Origin of the sequence: Kitasatospora sp. NPDC053057 (assembly GCF_044546945.1) — a bacterium.
In the GTDB taxonomy this organism is placed as follows: domain Bacteria; phylum Actinomycetota; class Actinomycetes; order Streptomycetales; family Streptomycetaceae; genus Kitasatospora.
On the sequence record NZ_JBITZP010000003.1, the window covers coordinates 101,912 to 120,480 of the forward strand.

The window sequence follows — 18,569 nt, forward strand, 5'->3', positions numbered from 1 at the left end:
CAGCAGATCAGCCGCCGGTGGCGAAGCCAGGGAAGAGGGTCATTCCGCCGTCCACGTAGAGAGTGGTGCCCACCACGTAGTCCATGAGGTCCGAGGCGAGCCCGACGGCCGCGTGGGCGATGTCCTCCGGATCACCGACGCGCCCGTAAGGGATCAGCTGCAACAGGCCCTTCTCGGCATCGGGAGTGTCCCAGGCATCGCGATTGATGGGCGTCCTGATGGCTCCCGGAGCAATCGCGTTGACCCTGATCCTGTGGGGCGCGAGTTCCTGGGCGAGCGTCTCCATCATCATCTGCACACCGCCCTTGGAGGCCGCGTAGTTGACGTGGCCGGCCCAGGGGATGAGCTGGTGCACCGAGCTCATGCAGATGATCTTCCCGGCGGCTCGCGACACCTCCGGGACGACCCCCCTTTTCAAGAACTCCTTCGTCGCCTCCCGAGCGCACAGGAACTGGCCGGTGAGGTTGACGTCCAGCACCTTCTGCCACTGAGCCATCGTCATCTCGGTGAACGGGGCGTCGCGCTGCAGCCCGGCGTTGGCCACGAGGATGTCGATGGTCCCGAACTCCTGGACCATCCGCTCGACCATCGAGACGACCTGGTCCTCCTGGGACACATCGGCCTCGTACGCTGCCGCGCGCACCCCGAACCCGGAAATCTCCTCGACCACCTGATCAGCCTCGTCGCGCCCGGCGACGTAGTTCACGACCACGTCGGCTCCGGCACGCCCCAGCCCGATGGCCGTCGCCTTGCCGATTCCCGAGTTCGCGCCGGTGACCAGCGCCTTCTGGCCTTTCAGCAGCCGCGCGGGAATGACGCCCTGCGGGGCTCCCTGAGACACGCTCACGCTGGTTCTCCTCCTCGACCGGCTGACCACAGGACCTCATGTGAGTCCCGTCGGCTCCTGTCGACACCGAACCATCCGAAAGCCAAGGCCACACGCCGGGCATGGGCAGATTGCGCCGATCGGTCGAACACGGCGGGCCTCGACATGGGCTCCGCGCCAACCGGCAGGGCAGCCCTTTCCCGGGGTGCGGGCCATGTGTGTGCGGGATAGGCTGAACTGCAGGAAGGTCAAGATCCCTGAGCGGTTTCACCCGCCGGTCGCCTTGTACGCGTAACCAGTTCTTTCTGCGGCGACCCGACGAGCGCGGTGCACCCCCTCGCAGTCCGCCGAGGTGGGCAACGGCCAAGTCCCTCCTCTTCAGCCGTCTCGCGCCTTGGGCGCCTCAATGGCGCCGGCTTCCGGGCCCGCAGCTTGCAGTCCCCGTGGAGGTTGGGATGCGAGTTGTCGTTGATCTTTCCCGATGTGAAGGGTATGCGCAGTGCGCCTTCCTGGCTCCGGAAGCGTTCCGGATGCACGGTGAGGAAGCGCTGATGTACGACCCGAACCCCGATGACGCCCGGCGCGACCAGGTGCTGCGCGCCGCGGCGGCCTGCCCGGTCCAGGCCATTCTGGTCGACCAGTTGGAGGGACGGGACGCACCGGCGGAGGCGGCGCCGTCATGACCAGCGCAGAAAATCTGCAAGCGTTCAAGCGCGAGGGCCGCATCGTGGTCGTCGGGGCGTCGCTGGCGGGACTGCGGGCCGCGGAGGCGCTGCGTGACGAGGGTTTCAGCGGCTCGTTGACCATGATCGGCGACGAGCTGGGCGAGCCCTACGACCGGCCTCCCTTGTCCAAGCAGGTACTGACCGGGTGGGTGCCGGCCGACGGGACCAAGCTGCCGCGACGTCGTGAGATCGATGCGGAGTGGCTGCTGGGAGTGCCCGCCAGCGGGCTGGACCTGGCGACCAACCACGTGCGTCTGGCCGACGGACGCGAGGTTCCCTTCGATCGGGTGCTGATCTCCACCGGTGTTCGGGCCCGGCCCTGGTTCGTCGAGAGCGAGGCAGCCCTCGACGGGGTGTTCGTCGTGCGGACCCGCGAGCATGCCGAGGGCCTGCAGCGAGCCCTCGCCGCCGGACCCTCCCGGGTACTGGTCATCGGTGCGGGATTCACCGGTTCCGAGATCGCGTCCATCTGCCGCGAGCGGGACATCCCGGTCACCGTCGCCGAACTCGCGCCGGCCCCGCTGGTCGGGGCGCTCGGCGCCATGATCGGCGACATCGCGGCGGACATGCAGCGCGCACACGGTGTGGACCTGCGCTGTGGGGTCAAGGTGACCCGGCTGGAGGGCGACGCGCAGGGGCGGCTTCGTCGCGCTCACTTCGAAGACGGCAGCACGATCGACGCCGACGTGGCGGTGGTGGCGCTCGGGGGCATCCGCAACACCGAGTGGCTGCAAGGCTCCGGACTGGCGGCCGGCGTCTGGGGCATCGCCTGTGACACTGGCTGCCGCGCGATGGACCTCAACGGCCTGATCACCGACGACGTCTTCGTCGCCGGGGACGTGGCGCGCTGCCCGAACCCGGTCTACGAGTACCGGCTCATCTCGCTGGAGCACTGGGCCAACGCCGTGGAGCAGGCCGAGGTCGCGGCGCACAACATGGTCAGCGGCCAGGCGGACCGCTGGCCCCACCTGTCCATCCCGCTGTTCTGGTCGATCCAGTTCGGCGTCAACATCAAGTCCGTCGGCGTGCCGACCTTCGCCGACGAGGTGGTCGTCACCCAGGGATCGGTCCCCGACCGCCGCTTCGTCGCCGCGTACGGCTACCGGGGCCGCGTCACCGCGGCAGTGAGTTTCAACAACGCGAAGTGGCTGGACCACTACCGCACGCTCATCGAGACGGCCGCACCCTTCCCGCCGCCCTGTCCCACGCCCGACCAGCCCGCCGACATGAAACCGGTGCCCGTCGACTTCCCCGGCCCCACCCTGCTCGCCCAGGGCGCCACCGTGGTCGTCACCGGCCACGACCCGAGCGAGCGCCGCGTCACGGCCGTACACCAGCACCACCGGTAGGAGGGAAAGCGAGATGACCACGACCGAGACGCCCGGCATGCTGCGCCGGATCCTCGACTACTCCTCCCGGGCCGACCCGTACCCGCTGTACGCCGAGTTGCGCAGGACGCCGGTGGCTCTGCAGGAGGACGGCAGCTACGTCATCAGCACCTATCGCGAGATCACGGACATCCTGCACAATCCGCACTTGAGTTCGGAGGCCCGCAATCTCGCGCATCCGACGGTCGGAGCCGGGGAGCAGGCCACGCCTTCGTTCATCAACCTCGATCCGCCCGAGCACGACCGCCTGCGGCGTATGGCGATGCGCCATTTCGGCCCCCCGCACACCCCGGGGCTGGTCACCGGCATGGAACCGGCCCTGACCACCGCCGTCAGCGGTCTGATCGACGACTTCGCGGGCAAGAAGCGGATCGACATCGTCGACGACTTCGCCTACCCGTTCCCCGTCGCCGTGATCTGCCAGCTGCTCGGCGTGCCGCGCGAGGACGAACCGAGGTTTCGCATCTGGGTGAACGACCTCATCAACTCGATCGATTACGACCCCAAGACCGATCCGAAGGAAAAGCTGGACAAGGGTGTGCAGGCCCGCCAGGATCTGCGCCAGTACCTCGGCGGGCTGCTGGAGCAACGCCACGGCGAGCAGGGCGACGACCTGTTGTCCCGGCTGGCCAACGACGACGGGCCCGACGGGCGGATGACCGACGAAGAGATCATCTCCACCGCCAACCTGCTGCTGATCGCCGGCCACGAGACCACCGTCAACCTCATCACCAACGGCATGCTGACGCTGCTGCGCAACCCGCCAGTGCTGCGGCGACTGCGGGACGAACCCGACCTCGTCGTACCGCTGGTCGAGGAACTGCTGCGCTACGAACCCCCCGTGCACATCATCCCCTGGCGGGCGGCATACAGCGACATCACCGTCGATGACACCGTCATCCCCAAGGGTTCGAAGATCATGCTCATGCTGGCCTCGGGCAGTCGCGACCCGAAGCGCTTCCACGAGCCCGACCGCTTCGACCCCGATCGGCGCGACAACCAGCACCTCGGCTTCGGCAGCGGCATCCACCTGTGCTTCGGCGGCCCGCTGGCCCGGCGGGAAACTCAGATCGCGCTGACCGAGCTGGTACGCCGCCTCGACCGGCCCAGGCTGGTCGCCGACCCGCCGCCGTACCGGCGCAGTCCCGTTCTACGTGGTCCGATCCATCTGCACATCGAGCAGGGCGGCGCTTAGCGCGATAGCCCGGGGCCCCTCAGGTGGCGAGGATGCTGATGCCGTCGCCCAGGAGCTTGAGGCCGAGCACGAAGAACAGGACGGCCAGGACAGCGACGTTGTGCTGCGCAGCCCAGTCTCGCCAGTTGCCAAGGATGCTTTTGGCGCGCTCGCCCATGACCAGGTAGACGACGAGTGGTGCGAGCACTCCCAGGGAAGCGATGACCACGAAGATCGCGAGCGTTCCGATCTGCTGGGGCACGGGGAGCCCGGCAGAGCTGATCGAGGCGCCCGCAGCGATGGTCAGGGGCGCGTTCTTGAGATTGCCCGCCGAGAACAGCAGCGCCAAGCCGAGGATCTTGATGGGCGTGAAGTGGTCGATCGCCGCCATCCACTTCGGGAGCTGGGCCTGGGAGGCGTCTTTGGGGCGGCGCTGCCATTGACGAGTGCCGAAGAGGACAAGGAGTGCGCCCAGAGCGAGTTTGAGAGCTCCGACCCAGGTGGCCGGGTGCTTGTGGGTCGAGGCTCCGCCCGTGCCGCCTACGGCCAGCATGATCGCTCCGAGCGCTGCGAGCCCCAGAACCCAGCCGAGGGCGAACAGCAGTCCGTTGAGGCGACCCTGCGGGGTGGCCAGGATGAGGATGATCGCCACGATCGGGAGTGGGCTGACCGCGATACCCGCGGCCAGGCCCAGCACATCACCGACAGCGTGTCCCACTGCGGCCTCCGGGGAGAGAGACGGATGATCCGGAGCGGACTGCCCGTGTCGGCCGGCTTGAAGCCGGCATGCCTGGCCCTGGCCCTGGTACGGGCGCAGCCCTCTTCGACATCGTGAGGGTCGCCGGGCCCGGCAGCCATCGGCCGGTGGCGAACGGGTGACCTGACCACCGGCCTGGGAGGCCCGGGTGGTCTGAGGAGTGATTCCCGCCAGCCGCCGGCGCCGTTGTCATGGCTACCACGGTCGGCCGACTGCTGTAGGCGGGCAGCTTTCGTCGCGCGCCGCGCGGCGGTCCTCGCGATCCTGGAGATGTGGCAAGCGTCCCCTTCCGGACCGGCGGCACCGCACAGCACCGGCCGGACCGGCCTCGAACCGACTACGCCGGTGCGATCTACGGTGCGCTCCTGGCCGCATCCGTCGTAGCGGGGACCGGAGCATTCGGCCCGTACCCCCGCCTTGGACTCGTGCTGCTCCTCCTCGTCACCGCCATCGTGTTCTGGGCCGCACATGTCTACGCCCTCCTGGCCGGGGAACGGGTGCATGGGCAGCTCCTGAGCTGGAGCGAGGTACGCCACGTGGCCCGCCACGAGTGGCCGATGGTCCAGGCCGCAGTTCCCCCGGCCGTCGCGGTGGCGATCAGTCCCCTACTGGGGCTGGGACTCGCCGGAACGGCGTGGTTCGCCCTGGGGGTCGCCCTGATCGAGCAGGTCGCGTGGGCCACTGTTGCCGCAGTGCGTGCCGGAGCCTCCCGCCGACTGGTCGCGGTCTCCGTCCTGGTGAACCTGACGCTCGGCCTCATCCTCGTCATCGCCAAGGCGACCATCCATCACTGACCGCCCTGGAACTCGCGGGTCAGCAGGTCGGGAGTTCGCGGGGGTAGAGGGGCTCGACGTACTGGGAGAGGGGGAAGGGGAGCTCGGAGGGAGCGGAGGGGCGTGGAACGGCGGACGCCCGCCCCAGGGAGGGGCGGGCGTCGCGGTGGGAATCGGTCGCGCGGGTGCGGCGCGGGGGGTCAGCCGATCCGGGCGAAGCCCTTGGCGTTCCGGCGGGCGAGGCCGCGGGAGACCAGCAGTGGGTCCCAGTCGGGGCCGCGGTCGGGCAGCTTGGCCGGGTCGCCGAGTACTGCGCCGGCGGCCACCTCGGGCAGCAGCTGGCGTCCGAGTATCTGTCCGGCGGCGGCCATCGCGCCGGTGGCGACGGCGGCCAGGCCGCTGCCGTAGCGGATGCTCTGGCCGACCACGTAGAGGCCCTCGACGTCGGTGCGGACATCGGGGCGCTGGCTGACGTTGCCCCAGCGGGCCATGCCGTACGGGGTGCCGCCGGTGCCGCGGATGTAGCGCTCGTGGCTGAGCGGGGTGGCCGCCTCCAGGTGGGTGATGCGGTCCCGGAAGGGGCCGACCACCTTCTCGGCGGCGGTCACCATCAGCTCGGTGAACTGCCGCTTGCGGGCCTGGTAGGCGGCGTCGCGGCGGTAGGGTTCGCCGTCGACCGGGCCGCCCCGGACGCCCCAGAAGTCGTGGCCGGGCGGGCAGAGGGTCATCAGCTGGAAGTTGCTGTGGCCGGGCGGGCAGACCGCGGCCGCGCCCGGGTCCTTTTGGGAGGCGAAGGAGAACAACAGCTGCGGAACCGAGTCCACCGTGCCGTCGCGTTCCCAGCTCTCGACCATCGCCGCGTAGGCGGACTCCATGTCGTCGCTGTCGTGCCACCAGATGTTGGCGTTGGGCAGGCCGGGCAGCTCGGTGTCGAGCGCGACGTACACCGCGACCAGGCCGCCGCGCATGGTGGCCGCGCGGGTCCGGTCGACCAGCTCGGCGGGGAAGGCCTGCTCGCCGCCGCACAGGTCGAGCACGGTGCGGCGGTAGTCGGCGTTGGAGATCACCAGGGGGGCGGATATCCGGGTGCCGTCGGCGAGTTCGACGCCGGTGGCGCGCCCCTGTTCGATCAGGATGCGGCGCACCTCGCAGCGGGTGCGCAGCTCGCCGCCGTACGACTCCAGCGCCTCCACGAAGGCGGCCACCAGGGTCTGCCCGCCGCCCTCCGGGTAGTAGGCGCCGCGCATGTAGTGGTCGAGCATGGCGGCGTGCTCGGCGAAGGTGATGCCGTCCGGCATGGTGCCGTAGTTGCCGGCCTGGGCGGCGATCAGGGTGCGAGCCTTGGGCGAGAGACCGCAGTGGTCCAGGGCCTCGGCCAGGGACCGGGTCCGGCGGGCCCAGCGCATGGTGTCCGGGAACTCGCGGAACAGCTCGACCATGTGGTGGCCGACCAGGCTCTCCCGGGTGGCACCGGACACCGTCTGGGCGATGTGGACGAAGCGGTCGATCCCCTCGGTCTCCTCGGGCAGCGCCGCGCGGAGCCGGTCGCGGTAGGCCGTCCAGTCGGCCGGCACGTCCAGTGTGGCGGTGGGGGTGATGATCCGGTCGAAGCCCTGCTCGTTGTCCATCGGGCGGAAGGTCACCCGGTCGCGGACGCCGAGGCCGGACAGGATGGCCGGGAAGATGCCGTTCGGCCCGCAGTCGCCGATGTAGTGGGTGCCCACGTCGAACTCGTACTTGCGTCGGCGCCGGAAGACATGGGCGTTGCCACCGGCCACGTCGTGCTGTTCGAGAACGAGCACCCTGCGTCCGTCGGCGGCCAGGTAGGCCGCGCTGACCAGTCCCCCGAGGCCGCTGCCGACCACGATCGCGTCGTAGTGGTCTTCGCCGGCTCTGGCCGTCGGACCTTGCACTCCCCGCATTCCCGCCCCCACTCGTCTGCCATCGGAAGGTGCCGCCGCCGTGGATGTGGATCTCGAAGGAGGCCCGTTGATGTGCGCCGCCCGATCGGACGGCAGGAAGGAGACCGGACAGCCACCTCCTCGGGCTTGCCGACCCGGTCGAGCGCAACGTTCCCCGCATCCGCTCCAGCGCGGCCTCGGACATGTCGCCGACCGTGTCGGTGGCGATCAGGCCCGGGGCGACCACGTTGGCCCGCACGCCGCGCGGGCCGCACTCCTCGGCCGGGGATTCGGTGGATCCGGTGATCCCCGCCTGAAAGGCGGCATGCGCGGCGGCGCGGGCGACGTTACCGTAAATCCCTGACTGTGACGACAGGTTGACGATCAGTCGGGTGCCGTACTTGCCTGCCCCGTCGCGTGGGGGCGGGCAGGGCCGAGCCGCGCGGGGCGGGCTGCGGCTGGCTGATCGAGAATCCGGCATTCGCCCACGGGTGCAACTACGCTGATTCGAAGGGGAGTTTCTTCCACTTCACCCGTCCCGTGCCACCGCTACCGCCGCAGGAAGGTCCCGCCGTCGATGACCCAGAAACCGGCCGGAACCGCGCCGCACTTGACGACTTCGGTGTGCATCTCGGGGTTGGTCCGGTTCCAGCCGACCCGGCGCTGGTGCTGCTCGTCGGCCGGGTAGAAGGTGAGGCCGGCCTCGGGGTGCCGGCCTTCCTCGAAGAGGTACGGCTCGCCCCCGAGCGGGGTGACCACGATCTTCGAGATGGGCCCGGTCACGGTGATGGCGCCGTTCCCGTCGACGGTCAGGCAGTCGACATCGAACTCGGCCCGGGTGGTGCCGGTCTTCTCGAAGACGTGCTGCACGACGACGTGCCCCCGGGCGTGGCCGTCGACCGTACGGGCGCTGACCTGCGCGGTGAGCCGCTCGCCCGGGTTGGGGCCCGGGCCGTGCTCGTTGAGCAGGGTCCAGCTGTGCAGTGCGAGGTGCCGGGCCGGTACGGGCGCGGCCGAGGCGGTGCCCGCGGTTCCGGCGGCCAGGGCCGTGACGGCGGCGGTGAGTGCGATGGCCGCGGTGAGCTTGCGCATGGTCAATCCTCCATGGGGAGAAGGGAGTCGGCCGGTTCCCCGGCTGCCTCCAAGCTCCCATCCCGCCCCCGGTCGCGGCCTCCGCCGCCGGGAGGGACCGGCTCCCCCTGGCGGGGGAACTGTCCCTCTGTCAATCCCCTGTAACCGTGGAGTCCTCCGCTATGCGGCCTTGGCCTCCTGACGGGCCTCGGCTCGTGCCTTGCTGATGATCCGTTCGAACTCCACGGGCGGCAGCCCGCCGGCCGCGCTGTGCCGACGGCGGGTGTTGTAGAAGTCCGCGGCCTGCCAGCCCTCCGCCCACGCGGCTCGTGACCTGGTGCACCGTCGCCCGGCGCCGCCGCGGGGGCTCCCCGGCCGCATCCGTGTCCGCCCGCCCCCGCGCGGAACTCCGCGTCGTACGAGCGCCTCTTCCCCGCCATGACCCTCAACTTCCCCTCTGGTCACGACTCCACGCTACGAGGGGAATGTCATCGGGGCTATTGGTCGAGGTAGGCGAGGACGGCGAGGACGCGGCGGTTGTCGCCGTCGGTGGGGAGGAGGTTGAGCTTGGTGAAGATGTTGCTGACGTGTTTGGCGACGGCCTTCTCGGTGATGAAGAGGCCTTGGGCGATGCCGGCGTTGGAGCGGCCCTGGGCGAGCCATTCGAGGACTTCGCGTTCGCGGCCGGAGAGGGCGGAGATGGATTCGTCGCGTTCCTTGCGGACCAGGAGCTGGGAGATGACCTCGGGGTCCATGGCGGTGCCGCCGTCGGCGACGCGGCGGATGGAGTCGAGGAACTGGGAGCCGTTGGTGACGCGGTCCTTGAGCATGTAGCCGACGCCGCGGCCACCGCTGGCGAGGAGTTCGCGGGCGTAGAGGGGTTCGACGTACTGGGAGAGGAGGAGGACGGGGAGGTCGGGTGTGGTGCGGCGGGCGGTGAGGACGGCGCGCAGGCCCTCGTCGGTGAAGTTCGGCGGCAGCCGGACGTCGACGATGGCGACGTCCGGCTGTTGTTCGGTGAGGGCGCGGAGGAGGTCGGCGCCGTTGTCGACGGCGGCCACCACCTCGTGGCCGTAGGCCTGGAGGAGGCGGATCAGGCCGTCCCTCAGGAGGAAGTGGTCTTCGGCGAGGACAATGCGCACGGGAGCTCCATGGTCACCATGGTCGGGCCGTTGACGGGGCTGCTGACTGCGAGGACCCCGTCGAAGGTGGCGAGCCGTCGTTCGATGCCGCGCAGGCCGGTGCCGCGGGTGGCGTCCGCGCCGCCGCGGCCGCTGTCCGTGACGGTGATGCGCAGCATGCCGTGATCGTAGCGAATGTCGATCCAGGCGCGGTCGGCGTGGGAGTGCTTGGCGACGTTGGCGAGGATCTCCGAGATGGCGAAGTAGGCCGCTGACTCGACGGGCATTTCGGGGCGGCCGGGGAGGTCCGCCACGACCTCGGTGGGGACCGGGCAGACCATCGCCAGCGCCCGGACCGCGTCCGAGAGTCCGCGGTCGGCGAGGACCGGCGGGTGGATGCCGCGGACCAGGTTGCGGATCTCCTCGAGGGCCTTGGAGGAGGACTCCCGGGCCTCGATCAGCAGGGCGCGCACGGCGTCCGGGTTGGTCTCCAGCAGGTGTTCGGCGGCGTCCAGGGTCATTCCCATCGCGACCAGGCGGGCCTGGGCGCCGTCGTGCAGGTCGCGCTCGATCCGGCGGATCTCGGCCATCTGGGTGTCCACCGCGGTGCTGCGGGTGGCGGTGAGGTGCTCGATCCGGCTGGCCATCAGCTCCTGCTCGCTCGGGGCGAGCATCGAGCGGGTGTAGAGGGCGTGCTTGCGGACGGCGCGGGGCGCCATCCAGAGCGCGAGCGGGAGCTGGAGGACGCCGAGCACGCCGGCGAGTACGGCGGTGGCCTGGCCGTCGATCGGGATGAACTGGTACCAGAGGCCGTCCCACTCGACGGACAGTGGGACGCCGAAGAAGGCCAGGAAGATTCCCCAGAAGCCGCTGAGCACCAGGGCGATCGGCATGAAGGCGAGGAAGCCGCCCGCGATCGGGTCGGTGAGGACCCAGGCGAACTCGCGCCGGGTCTGCGGGTCGCTCATGATCCAGCGGTAGCGGGCGATCGCCCCCGAGGCGCCCTCGGGGGCGGGTGGCAGCGGTCCGGGCGGCCCGGGGATCCGTACGCTCGACCAGGCCTCCGCGAGGTGCCGCTGACGGGCCGCCAGGGCGCGGACCCGATCCATCGAGCGGGGCACCAGGCCGAGGCCCGAACCCACCAGGGAGATCGCGGTGGTGACCCCGAGGCAGCGGCCGAACGCGGCGGTCGACATCCAGCAGAGGGTCAGCGCGCGTCGCAGCCCGGTGAATCCGGCGGAGGCGGAGAAGCCCCTGATCTCTACCGGTGAGGGGTCTCCCCCGAGCTGCATCGTGCCGTCCATGGACATTGGACACGCTCCTCTCTGGTGCCTTCGCGGTGCCCCGGCCGTAGTGGCCGTGGGACCATTCTGGCGGCGATGGGGTGCGGAATCGGTAGTACTAACTCCCCTCTTGCCCGACCGGAACGGCAGCTGCCGGTACGGGCGCGGAGCCGGCGATGAAGAGCGAGAGGGTGTCGGCCACGCAGGCCGCGCGGGACTCGCCCTCGATCTCCACGGTCATCCGTACCGCGGCCAGGTGGCCGACCGGGGTCTCGCGGACGCTGGTGACCTTGGCGCCACCGCGCACCCGGGCGCCGACCTTGACCGGGTGCGGGAAACGCACCTTGTCCAGGCCGAAGTTGACGCCCATCGTGACGTCCTCGATCTCGAAGATCGCGCGCATCATCGCGGGCAGCAGGCCGAGCGTCATGTAGCCGTGGACGATGGTCCCGCCGAACGGGCCGGTGGCCGCGCGCTCGGGGTCCACGTGGATCCACTGGAGGTCGCCGGTGGCGCCCGCGAACTGATCCACGCTGTCCTGGGTGACGTCGAGCCAATCGCTGTAGCCGAGGTGTTCCCCGGTCGCCTCGGTGAACTCGGCCAGGCTGGCAAAGGATCTCATGTGGTGATTCTCCGTCCTCACCGCTGACGCTCAACTGACACTGCGCTGACGGGCGGCGAAACAAGCGGGCGGCAAACGGCGCGGGCGGCGAAACGAGCGGGGAACGGAGAAGCCGGCCGCACGGGAGTCGTGCGGCCGGCTTCGGAAGGCGGCGGGTGTCAGCCGTAGCGCTTGAGCTCGTGGAAGAAGTCCGGGACGGTGTGCAGCTGCCCGGCCGCCCGCACCCGGTCGTACACGTGCTTGGCGACGGCCAGGTCGAGCACGCCGAGGCCGAACGGGGAGAAGACCACCGGACGGTCGATGGGCGGGGTGATGGCGCCGGTGAGCACGTCGTAAAGCGTGCCGGCCACGAAGTCCCGGTGGCCGACCCGCTGTTCGGCCAGGTGCGGGGAGGTGCCGGCCTTCATGCAGTGCTCGATGTCGTCGACCACGTTCCAGGAGTCGAGGACGATCTCCGGGGAGAGGTCGCGCAGCGAGATGTGCAGCACCAGGGGGTTGTGGCCGAACCAGGCCGGGTCCGTCACGTGCGGCTCGCCGGCCACGGTGGCGAAGACGACCAGGTCGGAGGACCTGATCAAGTCCTCGGCCTTGTCGTGGACGGTGATCGCCAGCTCGTCGCCCTTGGCCCGGCGCAGGTAGTCGGCGAAGCCGTGGGCGTGCTCGGTGGAGAGGTCGTGGATCCCGGCCTCGGTGAAGTCGAAGCCGTTCGCGGCGAGGTAGGTGTGGATGTAGCGGGCGATCAGACCGACCCCGAAGAAGCCGACCCGGCGGGGCCGTTCGCCGCGGGCGTCGGCCAGCCGCGCGGCGGCCAGGGCGGCGGAGGCGGCGGTGCGGGCCGCGCTGATGATCGAGCTCTCCAGGCAGGCGAAGGGGTAGCCGGTCTCGGCGTCGTTGAGGACCAGGACGGCCGAGGCGCGCGGCAGGCCGGCCGCCACGTTCTCCGGGAAGCTGGAGATCCACTTGATGCCGTGTACACCGATCTCGCCCTTGACCGAGGCGGGCAGCGCGATGATCCGGTCGGACGGGCGGTCCGGGAAGCGCAGGAAGTACGAGTCGGGGTTGACCGTCTGCTCTTCGCCGTGCAGCCGGTACGCGGCCTCGATGGTGGTGACGACCTCGTCCTCGTGCCCGTGGAGGGCATGGTGCACCTGGGCGCCGGAGACCACGGCGAAGGTTGGTACCTCGGTCATGCGAACACTGCTCCTGGTCGGATGAGGTGGGAATGGAGGGTCAGCCAATGCGGGCGAGGCCCTTGGCGCGCTGGCGCCCGAGGCCGCGGGAGACCAGCAGTGGGTCCCAGTCGGGGCCGCGGTCGGGCAGCTTCGCCGGGTCACCGAGTACCGCGCCGGCGGCCACCTCGGGCAGCAGCGGGCGCCCGAGTATCTGTCCGGCGGCGACCATCCCGCTGGTGGCGACGGCGGCCAGGCCGCTGCCGTAGCGGACGCTCTGGCCGACCACGTAGAGGCCCTCGACGTCGGTGCGGACATCGGGGCGCTGGCCGACGTCGCCCCAGCGGGCCATGCCGTACGGGGTGCCGCCGGAGCCGCGGATGTAGCGCTCCTGGCTGAGCGGGGTCGCCATCTCCAGGTGGGTGATGCGGTCCCGGAAGGGGCCGATCACCCTCTCGGCGGTGGCCAGCATCAGCTCGGTGAACTGCTGCTTGCGGGCCAGGTAGGCGGGGTTGCGGCGGTACGGCTCGCCGTCGGTGGCGCCCCTGGTGAGGCCCCAGAACTCGTAGCCGGGTGGGCAGCCGGTGAGCAGCTGGAAGTTGCTGTGGCCGGGCGGGCAGACCGCGGCCGCGCCCGGGTCCTTGAGCGAGGCGAAGGAGAACATCAGGTGCGGCAGCGAGTCCATCGAGCCCTCGCTTTCCCAGCGCTCGATCATCGCCGCGTGTGCGGCCTCCATGTCGTCGCTGTCGTGCCACCAGATGTTGGCGTTGGGCAGGTCCGGCAGTTCGGTGTCGAGTGCGACGTACAGCGCGACGACGGCGCCGCGCATGGTGGCCTCGCGGGTCTTGGCGACCAGCTCGGCGGGGAAGGTCTCCTCGCCGCCGCACAGCTCAAGGACGGTGCGGCGGTAGTCGGCGTTGGAGATCACCAGCGGGGCGGATATCCGGGTGCCGTCGGCGAGTTCGACGCCGGTGGCGCGCCCCTCCTCGATCAGGATGCGGCGCGCCTCGCAGCGGGTGCGCAGCTCGCCGCCGTACGACTCCAGGGCCTCGACCAGGGCGGCCACCACGACCTGGCCGCCGCCCTCGGGGTAGCAGGCGCCGCGCAGGTAGTGGTCGAGCATGCCGGCGTGCTCGCCGAAGGTGATGCCGTCGGGCATGGTGCCGTAGTTGCCGGCCTGGGCGGCCAGCAGGGTGCGGCCCTTCGGCGAGAGACCGCAGTGGTCCAGGGCGTCGGCGAAGGTGCGGGTCCGGCGGGCCCAGCGCATGGTCTCCGGGTACTGCCGGAACAGTTCGATCATCGGCCGGCCGAGCAGGCCCTCCCGATTGGCGTTGGCCACCGACTCGGCGAGGTCGACGAAGCGGTCGATCCGGTCGGCCTCCTCGGGCAGCGCCTGGCGGAGCCGGTCGCGGTAGGCCGACCAGCCGGCCCCCACGTCCACCGTGGTGGTGGGGGTGATGATCCGGTCGAAGCCCTGCTCGTTGTCCATCGGGCGGAAGGTCACCCGGTCGCGGACGCCGAGCCCGGACAGGAGAGCCGGGAGGATCCCGTCCGGCCCGCAGTCGCCGAGGTAGTGGGTGCCCACGTCGAACTCGTACTTGCGTCGACGGCGGAACACGTGGGCGTTGCCGCCGGCGACATCGTGCTGTTCGAGGACGAGCACGCTACGGCCGGCGGCCGCCAGATACGCCCCGCTGACCAGCCCGCCGAGGCCGCTGCCGACCACGATCACGTCGTAGCGGTCTCTGCCGCCCTCGGCCGCCGGATTCTGAACTCCCCGCATTCGTGTCCCCATTCGCGCCCTATGTGCATGACCAGCCGGATCAGAACGTGCCGCCGCCGTGGATCTCGAAGACCGACCCGTTGATGTAGGCCGCCCGATCGGACAGCAGGAAGGAGACCAGGTGGGCCACCTCCTCGGGCTTGCCGACCCGGCCGAGCGCAACGTTCCCCAGCATCCGTTCCATCGCGGCCTCGGACATGTCACCGACCATGTCGGTGGCGATCAGGCCCGGGGCGACCACGTTGGCTCGTACGCCGCGCGGGCCGCACTCCTTGGCGAGGGACTTGGTGAAGCCGATGATCCCCGCCTTCGAGGCGGCGTAGTTGGCCTGGCCGACGTTACCGTAAATCCCGGACACCGACGATAGGTTGACGATCACTCCGCTGCGGCGCTTGCTCATCGCGAAGGCGGCCGCGCGGCAGACGTGGTAGACGCCGTCCAGGTTGGTGCGGAGCACCTGCTCCCAGTCGTCCTCGGGCATCAGGATGACCGGGCGGTCCTTGGTGATGCCGGCCGAGGTGACCACAGCGTCGACCGGGCCGAGCTCGCGCTCGGTGCGGGCGTACCAGTCGCGGACCTCGGCGGAGTTCGCCACGTCGCACCGGCTGGCGGCGATCCGAGTGCCGAACTTGCCCGCCTCCTTGACGAGTTGCTCGGCGGCATCGGCGTTGGAGTGGTAGCAGAAGGCGACGTCGTAGCCGTCCTGGGCGAGCTGGAGCACGATGGCCCGGCCGATGCCCCGGGAGCCGCCGCTGACCAGGGCGATCACGCGGCGGCCCCGTTCGGGTCGAGCAGCCGCAGCACGGCGCAGCCCACCGCGCCGTCGCGGTCGACGGCGGATACCAGGGCGATCCGGCCCGCCGAGGCCGGCTCGGCCTCGGCGACGCTGAGCAGCGCCTGGATCTGGAAGGTGGCGGCGGCCGCGCTGGTGTCGCCGAGCAGCTCCATGGACGGAACCCTGGTGAGCGCCTCGGCCGGCAGCAGGGCGGCCAGCGCCTCGTGCTCGGCCCGGCCGGCCGCGGTGGGCGCGGCGCTGGGGACGGCGGCCCACACCTCGTCGGTGGCGGCGCCGGCCTTGGCCAGGGCGCGCCGCACGCAGGCGGTGACGGCGGCGCCGGGGTCGTCGTCGATGTCCACCCGGGTCTCCACCGCCAGGACGGCGGCCAGCGCCGGGCGCTGCGCGGCGCCGGCCGGCTCGACGACGAAGAGGCCGCAGCCCTCGCCGAGCAGCGGCGACGGGTCGCCGGGGGTGGCGGCGGTGTGCTCGATCCAGGCGTGCGCGGCGGAGAACTCCTCGGCCGAGCCCACCAGGTACTTGGTCGCCCGCCCCTGGCCGATCAGCCGGCGCGCGTAGTTGAGCGCCAGCAGGCCGCTGACCCGGCCGCCCGCGACGGTGGTGTTGGGACCGGTGAGGCCGTGCCGGATCGCGGTGGCGCCTGCGGCGTGGTTCAGGCTGCCGAAGGGGATGCGGCCGGCGTCGACGTGGAAGGGCAGCGCGTTGGTGTACGACTGCTTGAGGAAGTTGGTGACGTTCTCCAGGCTGCCCATCGAGATGCCGAGGACCACGCCGGTGCGGCCGTCCGTCTCCACCACCCGGTTGCCCTCGGCGTCCTGCAGCAGGCCGTCGGAGGCGACCAGGGCGAGCGCGGTGAGCCGGTCCATCTTGGCGGTGCCGGTCGGGCCGAGCAGTCCCTTGATGTCGAAGCCGGGCACCAGGCAGACCTCGGTCGAGGGCAGCGGGCCGTACGCGGCGTCCGGCTCGACGGCGGTCTTGGCGCCGGAGCGCAGACCGGCCGCGAAGGCCTGGCGGGTCAGGCCGTACGGCGAGACGGCCGACCAGCCGGTGATGACGAGGGTCTCCGGCGGCAGGGCGGTCGGGGTGGCTGCGGCGCTTTTCAGTTGACTCGTCATCGTCAGACTCGCTCTCCGTACGTGCCCAGGATCAGGATGGCGTTGTTGCCGGCGAAGGCGCTGGAGTTGTTCTCCACGATCCGGACCTCGGCGTCGATCGCCTGGTTGGGGACGACGTCCAGCGGGCAGTCCGGGTCCGTCTCCACGTGGTTGATGGTGGGCGGGATGAACTGGTGCTCGATGGCGATGCTGCAGGCGATCGCGGCGAGCGCGCTGGCGGCGCCCATCGAGTGGCCGAGCATCGACTTCACGGCGACGGTGCGCGGGGGGGTGTCGCCGTACACGTCGAGGATGGCGGCCGACTCGGTCTTGTCGTTGGCTTTGGTGCCGGTGCCGTGTGCGGAGATGAAGTCGATCTCGTCGCGCTCGACCCCGGCGTCCTCCAGCGCGAGCCGGATGCCGCGGGCGATGCCGTCCCGGTTGGGCGCGGTGGCGTGGGCGGCGTCGCAGCTGAGGCCGTAGCCGAGCACCTCGGCGTAGATGTGCGCGCCGCGGGCGAGGGCGGACTCCAGGCTCTCCAGCACGAGGATGCCCGCGCCCTCGCCGGTCAGGATGCCCTGGCGGTTCTTGTCGAACGGGCGGACCACGTCCGGGGTGAGCGCGCCGAAGCGCTTGAACAGGGCGAAGGCCTTGCGGCAGACCGCGTCGGCGCCGCCGCACAGCGCGATGTCCACCTCGCCGGAGCGGATCGCGTCCAGGCCGTAGCCGATCGAGTAGTTGCCGGCCGCGCAGGCGGTGGTGATGGTGGTCGGCTCCACGTTCGGCATGCGCAGCTCGCGGGCGATCACGGTGGTCAGCCGGCCGGCGTTGATCCGGCGGGACAGCACCGGGTCCATCGCTTTCGGGTCGCCGGCGGCGAGCTCCTGCTCGACCAGCACACCGATGTCGTGCGACTCGCCGTCGGTGGTGCCGACGCTGATCACGGCCTGGCGCTCGCCGAGGTCGGCCTCGGTCAGCCCGGCGTCCTCCACCGCCATCCGGGCCGCCGCGACGGCGAACTGCCCGGCACGGCCCATGTCCTCGAGCGGGACGCGGTGGATCCAGCGCTCCGGCTCGAAGTCCGGGACCTCGCAGGCGATGTTCTGGCCGAAGCCCTCGGTGTCGAAGCGAGTGATCGGCTGCGCGCCGGACCGGCCGGCCCGCAGCCCCGCGGTGTACTCCTCGACGCCCGTGCCGATGCTGGAGATCGCTCCGAGGCCGGTGAGGACGACCCTGCGGCGCCCGGCCGGCGTGCCGGACCGGGGGGCCGCTGGTGACTGTGCGGTGGACATGGGACTCCTTCTGCGGTGGGAAGCGACAGGCCCTGACGGGGCACCGGGGTGCCCCCGGGGGTCACCAGCCGGCGGCCGCCGCCGTCACCTGGTAGGTGGCCTCCACGTTCACCATCTTCGGCAGTTCGTTCATGTCGATGACGATGGAGTACTCCATCTCCAGCGCGCTCAGCACGTCGATGAGCTTGAGCGAGTCGGCGCCCAGCTCGTCGACGAACAGTGCGGTGTCGGAGAACTCGGTGTGCACGTCGATGTTCTCGGCAATGATTTCGCGGATGCGGGTGAGGCGCTCCGGCGCAACCGTCGTCATGATGGTTTCCTCCGTTTTCGAGATGCCCGGAATTGGCGTCTGGCCAGAAAGCTAATCAGCACCGATGACGGGTCGATGACGTCCAACTGACTGTTCGCTGACGGCTGTCGTGGTCGAGCGTCGGGCCTGGTGGGGCGGGGTCGCCGGGGGCGAAACGACCGCCCGCCGCACCTGTGGACGGGGGCTCCACTGGTACGGCGGGCGGCGTCGGCGGGGCCGGCTCGCGGGGATTTCGGAATTCCCGGCGGCCGACCGGTCAGGTCAGCCCCGCTGTTGCAGGCTGAGCGGGCGCATGTCGGTCCAGTTGGCCTCGATGTGGGCGACGGCGGTGGCCCGGTCGGTGGCGTCCAGCGCGACCGTCCAGCCGTCCGGTACGGCGGCGAAGGACGGCCACAGGGAGTGCTGGCCCTCCTCGTTGACGAGGACGAGGAAGGTGCCGTCTTCGCGGTCAAAGGGGTTCGCCATGCTGGTTCTCTCCTGGTGG

19 protein-coding genes and 1 pseudogene are annotated in these 18,569 nt (G+C 70.8%); 4 read left to right on the top strand and 16 right to left on the bottom strand.

Annotation, left to right across the window (positions count from 1 at the left end):
- Nucleotides 1–7: 7 nt before the first annotated feature.
- A complete protein-coding gene (locus ACIG5E_RS05120) occupies nt 8–847 on the bottom strand; it encodes an SDR family oxidoreductase (RefSeq protein ID WP_396531540.1) in 840 nt (279 codons plus the stop codon).
- Nucleotides 848–1,281: 434 nt separating this feature from the next.
- Here ACIG5E_RS05120 and ACIG5E_RS05125 point away from each other — a divergent pair, with 434 nt between their 5' ends.
- Genes ACIG5E_RS05125 through ACIG5E_RS05135 form a run of 3 tightly spaced genes read left to right on the top strand, consistent with a single transcriptional unit; the run spans nt 1,282 to nt 4,134 of the window.
- Nucleotides 1,282–1,509 (top strand): ferredoxin, encoded by a 228-nt coding sequence (locus tag ACIG5E_RS05125; protein ID WP_355895820.1) that lies wholly within the window; start codon nt 1,282–1,284, stop codon nt 1,507–1,509.
- The gene (locus ACIG5E_RS05130; protein ID WP_396531541.1) at nt 1,506–2,900 is read left to right on the top strand and encodes an NAD(P)/FAD-dependent oxidoreductase; all 1,395 of its coding nucleotides are present in this window, start codon (nt 1,506–1,508) and stop codon (nt 2,898–2,900) included. Before ACIG5E_RS05125 ends, ACIG5E_RS05130 begins: the two co-directional genes overlap by 4 nt.
- Nucleotides 2,901–2,913: 13 nt before the next feature.
- The gene (locus ACIG5E_RS05135) at nt 2,914–4,134 is read left to right on the top strand and encodes a cytochrome P450 (RefSeq protein ID WP_396531542.1); all 1,221 of its coding nucleotides are present in this window, start codon (nt 2,914–2,916) and stop codon (nt 4,132–4,134) included.
- A gap of 19 nt (nt 4,135–4,153) precedes the next feature.
- Here ACIG5E_RS05135 and ACIG5E_RS05140 read toward each other — a convergent pair whose 3' ends face one another.
- Nucleotides 4,154–4,831, bottom strand: coding sequence for a GAP family protein (locus tag ACIG5E_RS05140; protein WP_396531543.1), 678 nt, complete (start codon nt 4,829–4,831; stop codon nt 4,154–4,156).
- A gap of 464 nt (nt 4,832–5,295) precedes the next feature.
- Here ACIG5E_RS05140 and ACIG5E_RS05145 point away from each other — a divergent pair, with 464 nt between their 5' ends.
- Nucleotides 5,296–5,664 carry a hypothetical protein gene (locus ACIG5E_RS05145; protein WP_396531544.1) on the top strand — a complete coding sequence of 123 codons (369 nt, stop codon included), beginning with the start codon at nt 5,296–5,298 and terminating at the stop codon, nt 5,662–5,664.
- A gap of 179 nt (nt 5,665–5,843) precedes the next feature.
- Here ACIG5E_RS05145 and ACIG5E_RS05150 read toward each other — a convergent pair whose 3' ends face one another.
- The 14 genes and pseudogenes from ACIG5E_RS05150 to ACIG5E_RS05215 form a co-directional block, all read right to left on the bottom strand.
- Nucleotides 5,844–7,556 (bottom strand): phytoene desaturase family protein, encoded by a 1,713-nt coding sequence (locus tag ACIG5E_RS05150; protein ID WP_396531545.1) that lies wholly within the window; start codon nt 7,554–7,556, stop codon nt 5,844–5,846.
- Between the two features lie 196 nt (nt 7,557–7,752).
- A pseudogene (locus tag ACIG5E_RS05155) lies at nt 7,753–8,025 on the bottom strand (SDR family oxidoreductase); the annotation flags it as partial.
- Between the two features lie 68 nt (nt 8,026–8,093).
- The gene (locus ACIG5E_RS05160) at nt 8,094–8,636 is read right to left on the bottom strand and encodes a hypothetical protein (protein ID WP_396531547.1); all 543 of its coding nucleotides are present in this window, start codon (nt 8,634–8,636) and stop codon (nt 8,094–8,096) included.
- A 159-nt stretch (nt 8,637–8,795) separates the two neighbouring features.
- A complete protein-coding gene (locus ACIG5E_RS05165) occupies nt 8,796–8,996 on the bottom strand; it encodes a hypothetical protein (RefSeq protein WP_396531548.1) in 201 nt (66 codons plus the stop codon).
- 116 nt (nt 8,997–9,112) lie between these two features.
- Complete coding sequence (locus ACIG5E_RS05170) at nt 9,113–9,757, bottom strand: LuxR C-terminal-related transcriptional regulator (protein WP_396531549.1); 645 nt, start codon at nt 9,755–9,757, stop codon at nt 9,113–9,115.
- Nucleotides 9,721–11,046 carry a histidine kinase gene (locus tag ACIG5E_RS05175; RefSeq protein WP_396531550.1) on the bottom strand — a complete coding sequence of 442 codons (1,326 nt, stop codon included), beginning with the start codon at nt 11,044–11,046 and terminating at the stop codon, nt 9,721–9,723. The genes ACIG5E_RS05170 and ACIG5E_RS05175 overlap by 37 nt, the downstream gene beginning before the upstream one ends.
- 91 nt (nt 11,047–11,137) lie before the next feature.
- A complete protein-coding gene (locus tag ACIG5E_RS05180; RefSeq protein WP_396531551.1) occupies nt 11,138–11,641 on the bottom strand; it encodes a MaoC family dehydratase in 504 nt (167 codons plus the stop codon).
- Between the two features lie 158 nt (nt 11,642–11,799).
- Complete coding sequence (sbnB, locus tag ACIG5E_RS05185) at nt 11,800–12,831, bottom strand: 2,3-diaminopropionate biosynthesis protein SbnB (protein ID WP_396531552.1); 1,032 nt, start codon at nt 12,829–12,831, stop codon at nt 11,800–11,802.
- Between the two features lie 40 nt (nt 12,832–12,871).
- Nucleotides 12,872–14,593, bottom strand: coding sequence for a phytoene desaturase family protein (locus ACIG5E_RS05190; protein ID WP_396531553.1), 1,722 nt, complete (start codon nt 14,591–14,593; stop codon nt 12,872–12,874).
- 40 nt (nt 14,594–14,633) lie between these two features.
- Nucleotides 14,634–15,362 (bottom strand): 3-oxoacyl-ACP reductase FabG, encoded by a 729-nt coding sequence (gene fabG, locus ACIG5E_RS05195; RefSeq protein WP_396531554.1) that lies wholly within the window; start codon nt 15,360–15,362, stop codon nt 14,634–14,636.
- Nucleotides 15,359–16,504: a beta-ketoacyl synthase N-terminal-like domain-containing protein gene (locus ACIG5E_RS05200; protein WP_396531555.1), complete on the bottom strand. Its 1,146-nt coding sequence runs from the start codon at nt 16,502–16,504 to the stop codon at nt 15,359–15,361. Before ACIG5E_RS05200 ends, fabG begins: the two co-directional genes overlap by 4 nt.
- Nucleotides 16,505–16,506: 2 nt before the next feature.
- Nucleotides 16,507–17,775, bottom strand: coding sequence for a beta-ketoacyl-[acyl-carrier-protein] synthase family protein (locus ACIG5E_RS05205; protein WP_396531556.1), 1,269 nt, complete (start codon nt 17,773–17,775; stop codon nt 16,507–16,509).
- 61 nt (nt 17,776–17,836) lie between these two features.
- Nucleotides 17,837–18,085, bottom strand: coding sequence for an acyl carrier protein (locus ACIG5E_RS05210; protein WP_396531557.1), 249 nt, complete (start codon nt 18,083–18,085; stop codon nt 17,837–17,839).
- Nucleotides 18,086–18,346: 261 nt separating this feature from the next.
- Nucleotides 18,347–18,550, bottom strand: a complete 204-nt coding sequence (locus ACIG5E_RS05215) for an MbtH family protein (RefSeq protein WP_396531558.1) — start codon at nt 18,548–18,550, stop codon at nt 18,347–18,349.
- Nucleotides 18,551–18,569 lie beyond the last annotated feature (19 nt).